The organism is Kitasatospora arboriphila, assembly GCF_039528095.1.
Lineage (GTDB): Bacteria > Actinomycetota > Actinomycetes > Streptomycetales > Streptomycetaceae > Kitasatospora > Kitasatospora arboriphila.
Window position 1 is genome coordinate 1 of the sequence record NZ_BAAALD010000319.1, and the last position, 531, is coordinate 531.

The window sequence follows — 531 nt, forward strand, 5'->3', positions numbered from 1 at the left end:
CCGCCGCCCCACCTCCCCCCCCGGCTGCCCGTCCAGCCCCTGCCCCTCGCCATGGAGGCCCGGGGGGCCACCGGCTGGCGGTACCTGCACCGTATTGCCCTGAAAGGGATGAAGGTGCCGGACGCGCTGGCGGAGCTGGACGGCAGAACGGTGGCGTTTGAGGTGGAGCGCACCGTGAAGAGCCGCAGGCGCTATCAGGAGGTGGTGTCCGGGTATCTGTTTAACCGCCGGGCGAACGGCATCGATGAAATCTGGTACATCTGCCCGGACCGGGCGACGCAGGTCAGGGTGCAGCGGGCGATCCTGTCGGTGGATGAAATCGTGAATCCACAGACCGGCGAGGCCCGCAAAACGGCGGAGCTGGATCGTGAACGGCTGTTTGCGTGCTTTAAATTTATGACAACGGAGTGAGGGATTATGGCGCTGTACATGGTATTTATTGAAGATGCGGAGGACCGGGACGGCGAGCGCTGCATCATGCCGACCAGCGAGCATCTTGAAGATATGGTGGTGCTCGCCTGGCAGACCGGG

At 63.8% G+C, this 531-nt stretch carries 1 protein-coding gene; it reads left to right on the forward strand.

Annotated elements, in window-relative coordinates; all coding sequences use genetic code 11:
• On the forward strand, window positions 1-411 hold a 411-nt coding region (locus ABD353_RS40175), incomplete at its 5' end, for a hypothetical protein (protein WP_344628633.1).
• Between the last annotated feature and the right edge of the window lie 120 nt (window positions 412-531).